6 protein-coding genes are annotated in these 7,900 nt (G+C 37.4%); all 6 read right to left on the reverse strand.

Annotated features, from left to right (window positions below; translation table 11 throughout):
- Positions 1–1,728: CotH kinase family protein (locus K6G87_RS10470; RefSeq protein ID WP_296836765.1), on the reverse strand; the 1,728-nt coding region annotated here is incomplete at its 3' end.
- 3 nt (positions 1,729–1,731) lie between these two features.
- Positions 1,732–3,237: an exopolysaccharide Pel transporter PelG gene (gene pelG, locus K6G87_RS10475; RefSeq protein WP_296836767.1), complete on the reverse strand. Its 1,506-nt coding sequence runs from the start codon at positions 3,235–3,237 to the stop codon at positions 1,732–1,734.
- Between the two features lie 56 nt (positions 3,238–3,293).
- Complete coding sequence (pelF, locus tag K6G87_RS10480; RefSeq protein WP_296836770.1) at positions 3,294–4,697, reverse strand: GT4 family glycosyltransferase PelF; 1,404 nt, start codon at positions 4,695–4,697, stop codon at positions 3,294–3,296.
- Positions 4,698–4,797: 100 nt separating this feature from the next.
- Entirely contained in the window at positions 4,798–6,600 is a 1,803-nt protein-coding gene (locus K6G87_RS10485; RefSeq protein WP_296836773.1) for a DUF2194 domain-containing protein, read from the reverse strand.
- Positions 6,597–7,493, reverse strand: a complete 897-nt coding sequence (locus K6G87_RS10490; RefSeq protein ID WP_296836776.1) for a hypothetical protein — start codon at positions 7,491–7,493, stop codon at positions 6,597–6,599. The genes K6G87_RS10485 and K6G87_RS10490 overlap by 4 nt, the downstream gene beginning before the upstream one ends.
- A gap of 7 nt (positions 7,494–7,500) precedes the next feature.
- Positions 7,501–7,900: hypothetical protein (locus K6G87_RS10495; protein WP_296836778.1), on the reverse strand; the 400-nt coding region annotated here is incomplete at its 5' end.

Here is a 7,900-nt window from a genome sequence, read left to right on the forward strand (position 1 = left end):
CATTCCAAAATAATAGTTGTAATCGGTAATATAATAATCAAAAGCTCCCTGAGAATAGCCTGATTCATTGGTCGCAGTTATACTGATAAAATACTGACTACCGGGATCAAGTACTATCTGCTCCTCGAGGCTGGTCCATACTCCTTCATAAGTAGCTATAACATCTTTAAGCTCACAGTCTCTTGCAATCTTAACAGTATAAGTTATAGTCTCAGAATCAAAGTCATAAGAAGGATCCCAGGTGGTTGATAATATACCATTTTCATAAGATAGTTCGCCTATATAGAAAGGCTGCGGCTTTTCAAGTGACTCAAGATACTCCTCATAATAGATCTGAGGCTCATTTGGTATACTGCTTATTACAGTGTCATACTGCTCACTTGTAATAGGAGAATATAAAACATCTCTTCCGGAAAAGACATATGGCTTTACAACGCTGCTATATCCAGCCACCATTTCTGTTAATCTTTCAGGTGTCATATATGCAAGCTCATCTTTTATGGCATCATCAAGAGCTTTCCTGAATTCCTCAGATTTAAGGCATCTTTGGAACAGTACATTGCCCCAATAGTTGCTAACGCCCATCTGCCACCCGCCAAATTCTATGCGGTTTCTAAGTTCATTCTCAGTTACCATAAAACTGTCATCATTGTCCCAGGATAGTAAATACCAGGTATCAGTATTGACAGGACTATATATATAGAAATTTCGGCTGGAAGTATCTACATTACCCGTAAGGATATGGAAAGCCATCCAGTATGCAAGATTTTCCATATTGAAATGCTCTTCTATGATCGTATCTATTGGAATCGAATAATCATTAACATCTTCAAGCATCTCAATAAGCTTTGTATTATCATTACTACCCTTTATCTCAAGATGTTTTTCAAACTTATCAAGATCAAAGTCAGGGTCATCCATAAGCTTTATATCATCTTCATACCTATAGAATTCACAATAATTTATCTTATAAAGATGCCCTTCTTTATTAAGGCCATGCACCTTTAAAGCAGTCTTATTAAGCTGTTCTACCTGTGTATATAGGCCATAGTCTTCAAAACCATCATCAGAGCCATCTGTAAGATCATTGACATACAGATGCACGAACTGAGTTCTTAAGCTCATCATCTCATCAATGCCTGTCATAAGGTCAAAGCAGAGCTTATTCTTGAATCTTATTCCGTCCTGTTCATGCTTATTTAAAGCAATTGTTGTCTGTCCTCTGAAATCTCCCTTATTATTCTTTATCTCTATTTTGTAATTCTTCTGATTATACTTGGTTGAAGTCTGACCTCTTATATTAACAGTAGCATTAGGCGCAGTTTCGCCATATCCAAGCTCTCCAACAGATGGACCATTCTCATCACCCACCTGCAAGAGCCCTGCTACCATATATCTGTCAACGCCCATTTCATCATAATCATAAGCACTGTAAGAATTGATCTCTTTCCAGGTATGATTGGTACCTTCAGAAGCGTTACCGGTTCTCACAGTAAGATACATTGTGACTACATCATAAGGATCATCATTCTCATATAAGGCAAAATTATCATATATATTGTCAGTAAGAATGGTGTCATTTTCAAAAGTAACCTCTTGGTTCGTCGCAGATTCACTGTTTGATTTTTCAATGTCTTCCACAACAGCGTCATAATTTGACTGAAATATATTGATAAAGACAAGTGCCATTATCAAAACCATCATGGATATAAATCGGCTGATCTTCATAAATCACTGGCCTCCTGATTTGTTATCTTCTGCAACAATTTTACGTTTTTTAAAAACACGGGATTGTTTCAGATTTTTATTTAAATCTTCACCAAGGAAGGTAAAAAATCTTCTCTTTTCCCTTCTGACCATAGGCTGAGATGCAAGGATATGATAAGGTATATTCTGTAAAAAGAAGTAAAGCCTTAAAATGCAATACACAAGATATGCCATACTTCCTAAAGCAAATGCAAAGCCATAGAATCTTACGTTAAAACCAATAGAGATAACAGAACCCACAGTTGATATAACTGCGAAAATTATCGTCGATATTCCAGCTCCCTCATAGTCTGTAAAATACATAAGAATAAGCATTATCACATTACCTATTGCATATACTCCGTATCCCACACACAGTATCCTGAAATATCCGTCCATAAGATCATCAAAGCCAAGCGGAAGCTTATTAAGAAGAGTCATACCGATCGATAACATAAGCGCAGTTGTATAAAACTGTCTTCTTGCTGTATAAACAAGTTCATGCAAAAGAACCTCTTTCATCTCTTTTTCCGCAACTTCGATCTCACTTATAGACCCTTTACCATTAAAAAGGTCATAATACTTTCGATATTTGGGATAAAAGTGAACTTCTACAGAAGCAACAAAGTTAATATTAGTAACAAGTATTGTCAAAAAGGCAAACAAGGCAGCAATGTCATGCTGCGGAGCTCCATAATACTGACCTTCAATATGTTTGCCAACACCTGAAAACCAGGCTATGACAAGGTGTGAATATAATCCAATACTTGAGAAAAAACCTATGATAACTAAAGATCTGTATTCATCTATCCAGTGCAAAAATGAAAAATAGTTCTGCGTCTTAGCTGGAAAATACTGATACAAAAGAGCAAGATCAACACACATCATAACTCCGTATCCCAGGCAGACAAATAAAAGTAAAAGCTCAATAGAAACAGCTACAAAATGACATGCAACTACAGCACCTCCAAGTGATACTATAATTGATATAACATATCCAATCAGTATACCTTTATAATTCTTTATGGCAGTCAGGTAATTCATCATCATCCAGACGCACAAAAGCTCAGCCAGCATAGTAAGATTAAGTACCAACCTTATAATGTCCGTATCAAAGAGCATCTGAAATACTCCGTAAAAAAGACACCCAATTGGAAGAATAAAAAACAGTACACCAGAAAGAGAACTAAGTACCTCATCTTCATTTTCCTGATAGAGCATATCAGAAATATATCTTGTAACGACCATACTGAAAATACTGGTAACCATAAGCGATATAAGAAGGTTGTAGGTTATCATACTTGTAAGAAGTTCTCTGTTATGTTCGTCAAGGCCAAAATAAGATCCTATGATGCCAACTCCCATCAGGTAAAAAATGCCAAGAAGCATCGGACCTGCAGTTATCATGCCCGTGTAACCATAAGCACGAAGAACTCCAAGTACACCTGTTGCCCTAAACAGTTTTTTGAGTTCAAAACCAATTCCAGCCATAGATCAACCTTTCAAGACATATAATACATGACCTTATAAAAAACAAATAGTCATATTTATATAACGCTTCTATAAAGCTCTTCATAAAGCTTTATCATTTCCTCATGTCTAAAATATGCTTCTACTCTCTGTCTTCCTATCTCACCCATCTTTTCTCTTTCGCTACTTGACCTGCACATCCTGTCCATAGCATGAGCTATTCCTTCTCTATGCATGGGAGGCGCAAGAAAGCCTGCAACTCCAAACTGATCTCCGGGCCCTCCTTCAAGAAGATCCCTACAGCAACCAACATCAGTTGTAACGCAAGGTCTTCTTGCAGCAAGTGACTCAAGAACTGATAGCGGCTGACCTTCTGAAATAGATGTCAAAATTGTAAAATCTATTTTTTTCATATACTCCATAACATTAACCTGACCGGCAAATATAATGTCTTGTTTAAGACCAAGAGTATCTACAAGATTAATGCACTCTTCGTTATATTCGTCTTCATCTACTCCGCCAAGTATATGGAGTCTTACATCATTTCTTTTACTTCTAAGTTCGTGGAAAGCATATATCAGGCTCTTGATATCCTTGATCTGCGCAATCCTTACAACCGCAGCTATGTCTATCTTGCCATCTTCAGGCTTAAGAGGTATATTGCAAAAATTCTCATATCTTATTCCGTTAGGTATAATAGAGCATTTTGAAGGATCTGCACCAAGCTCTATCTGAGTCTTCATCGCTCTGTCAAAAAGTGATGTGATCTTGATCGCCCTTGTATAAATTGCATCAGAAAGCATATAAAAGAACTTGATCCACTGTCTTTTAAAGGCAGGCTGGACCCAATTAGCTCTTATGATCTCTTCTTCTCTTTCTCTTGAATAGATTCCATGCTCTGTCAAAAGGACAGGCTTTCCTGTTTTATAACCGCCAGTTAAAGCCATGATCCCTGCGTATCCCGTACATATAGTGTGATATACATCAGCCTTTGGAACTTTCTGCATCATCATATATAAAACAGGCAGAAGCATTGATCTCATAGTATGAAAGGTACTTGCAAAAGGTACATAAGGATACTTTGTATTGCATAACATTTGAAGCACATCAAGAAACTCCTGGCTCATAAGAAATGATGACGGATTAATATGCTCATCCTGAAAAAGATGAAGAAGCACTTCCCAGTTTGGATGTTCACAATCAAGAAGAGCTTTTAAAGCTTCTTTTTCCTCTTCCTTCATCGAAGGAAGCTTCTTCCTGTCAGGTTTTATTCTAAGTGCATCATCCAAAAAGACTTCTTTGACCTTTACAACGTTTTTGGGAAGCTCATAATAATAATTTCCCTTGTCTTTGGCGCGCGGACCTATAACCCAGAGCACGAATTCATGCTCTTTCATCGCACTGATCATCTGATGTGTCCATGACGATACTCCGCCATGTGTATATGGGTAACTACCCTCAAGTATCAGACAAATTCTCACTTTTGATCCTTTCCTAAGTTGACTTTTTATCTGCGCCTATCATATACCAAAAATATATATTAAATATTTATATATCTTCACTTAAAATCCCGTCTTAAATCTATTTTGCATAACCGATTTCCACAGTATTATCTGTTATTTCAAGAAGATACAGATCACCTTTAAGATGTGTAAGTGTTCCACCCTTGACATCACCAATCTGACCATGGTTAACCCTTACAAGGCAGTAGGCTGTATCAATCAATCCATCTACACTTATGGTTATTCCATCTTCTCTTTGATCTATATCTATGACTATATTTGTAAATCTCTGAACAGCGCCCGCTATTCCGCTTCCGGTAAGATGTCTCATAGGAGGAGCTGACTCATTGATCCAATCCATATACTCTTCTATGGTACTCTTTGCAGATTCCCATCCGAGCTCAGCACCTCGGTCCACATCCAGAAGATCATCAGGATGCATAAAATGTGATGCAACAAAATGATAATTAAGCTCTGAAAAAGCTGTTATCCTCATATAATCATCTTTGACACCGCCTGATACTATTCTTGGTGTGTTGATCATTCCGCTTTCATCAACGTCAAATTCCTGACCGTATGTATCACCTTCAGGAAGGTATATAGAAGCAATTGTCTTAATATCCGGAAAATCATTATCAATAATATCTATTCCTTCCTGCGATATGACATTGGAAGGCGGAACATATACCTGAAGCTTCGCTGTTGGGAAAAGACCTGTAGAAAACTCAGTAAGTTCTGTCAGAGAATCTTTTATTTCATCATTGTTTTCCCAAAGCTTATATCCAAGATCCACTGTATATACAAAGTCTCTGTTGCATAAGGGCTGATGATTATATCCGTGATAACCAAGCTCGCCACCTGAATTAAGAAGCATATTGCCATAGTAATAATAATCTGCAACATCTGTATTTGCTTTTAGCTTTCCACTAACCTGGTCTTCATAGGTTTCTATGATAAGACCTGTATAAGGAAAGTCGTACTTTGAACCAAGGGAAAGAAGATCAGGCCACCACACATTTGTATAGAACTCTGCTATGTCCATTCCATAGTCACGTCTTATATATTTGCCGTCTCCGTTTGGAACAGGTGACGGGAAATCATCAAGATAAAAAGTTGCACCATTGATAACAGGATATATGCACACATCATCAAGAAGCGAATACGCCGCGCAGTAGATGCCTCTGTAGGCCTTTTCGCAATATCCAAAATTGCATACCACAAAATATCCGTCTCCGAACTTTCTGCGCCATATAAGAGGAGTCGTATCACAGGTTGCAAATACTTCACTTGAGGCATCCAGATTGACCTGCATTGAAGATCCATAATAATCCTCAATGGCAAATGGAACCTCTGTTGATCCAATCATAAAATCTTCTTTGGGATCAAACTTATCAACTTCTACAAATGTATAACTTATATCAGTTATTCCAAGTTTTCCAATGATGATATCAAGACTTTCTTCTCTTTCAATCGGAAGCCAGAAAAGAATCTTTCCGCCATTTTCAACATAAGTAGTATAATCAAGTATTTTTTCTCCAAAAGCTGTCAGGTGCTTGATACCCATGACTACCTTGTCATATCCGGAAGGATCAGGTATCTCTTCATTTATATCTGCTGTATCATAAGCAATCCTCATGTCAGTAAGGATCTGTTCAAAATCATCCCTGGAATCCACAGCATTAACATCACTTGAATCTGTAATGAAAAGACAGTTCTTTGTACCGGCAGCTTCTTTATAATGAGTTATTTTGCTATCTTCTACAATAAGAGAATTACCCTCTGCTGCCTTATAGGGAATCCCCATTCTTTCTATAAGAAGGAGTGCAAAAAATGCTATAAAGCCTATCAATACTCTGAAAAGTATAAATATGTTCTTTTTCATGCTTGTAATTCCTCCTTTTCTTTCCAGAAGGAAATAAGATTACGAAGCTCAACTGATTTATACTCATCCTTGCTGTCACATTCTTTTATCAACTTCCCAAGAAGATCTCCCTGCCTTGTCTCGTAATAATAGCGGACCCTAAGAGTAAAAGCCTCCTCATCATGAGGATATTTATCATACAGGTACGATGTAAGTTCATCAGCAAGACCTAAATGTCCGGAATCCATATAGCTTGATGCAAGCACTTTATAACGCTTCTTGGTCGGACGAATCTTGATCAGCTGTCTTAAAAGCTGCTGATAGGTATTCACCTGAATCTCAAGAAGCTGACCACCACAAAGCCCACTGTCTATATAACTGGAAAGATAATCCGCATAGTTTTCTATAAGAGTTTCATTATCATGATCTTCAGCATACATGGTCGCATACTGCTGAAGTCTGAGCTCATATTCTTTGGAAAATTCAGCCATGGCAGTTGTCGCATAATGAACAACTTCAACATCATCATTAAGACGTGCCCTGCTTATAGCTCCTACATACTGACTATTATTTTCCATAAGAACATCAAGCATTACCGATCTTCTGACTGAAGGATCATCCAGAATAAGGGCATCTTCAAGAGGAATATCATTAACTGATTCAACCGATCTTGAAGGCTCTTCCTCATCCCATACAAGAGAAGCTTTCATATTCTCAAGTTCAGCGTATTTGGTTCCTGATCTGCCGCTTATGTAATAAAAATGGACTATCAGGGCGCACAAAGGCCCAAAAACAGGTATCCACAAAACAACTGCCAGAAATGGTATAGGTATCTTTATTAAGTTTAAAAATGCCAGTATACCAATTGTAAGTACTACAATCAGGTGTACCAATAGAATAAATACTATGATCACGCTAAACTTATACCTCTTCTACTACTTTACTATCTAAAGATTTATCTTCTGAAGTTTTCTCTTCTTTAGTCTTCTCTTCTGAAGCTTTCTCTTCTGAAGCTTTCTCTTCTGAAGCTTTCTCTCCTGAAGCTTTATCTTCTATAGTATTCTCTTCTATAGGATACATATCTTCTATCTTTTCACACTTAATTCCGGCTCTTTCAAATCTTCCAATGATGATCTCTTCACCTTGATCATCAACCTGTGTAGTAAGAATATATATATTACCGTCATTTCCCAGGCAGACAGAGTCATTATATCTGGTCTTTCCTCTAAGAATCTTTTCCCATTCATCGGCGCTCTTGCCCTCGCCGTCTATCTTAAACAGTCTGAAATCTGTAATCTCGTTATCTGTCATATCCTTATGA

Source organism: Butyrivibrio sp., from assembly GCF_024699075.1.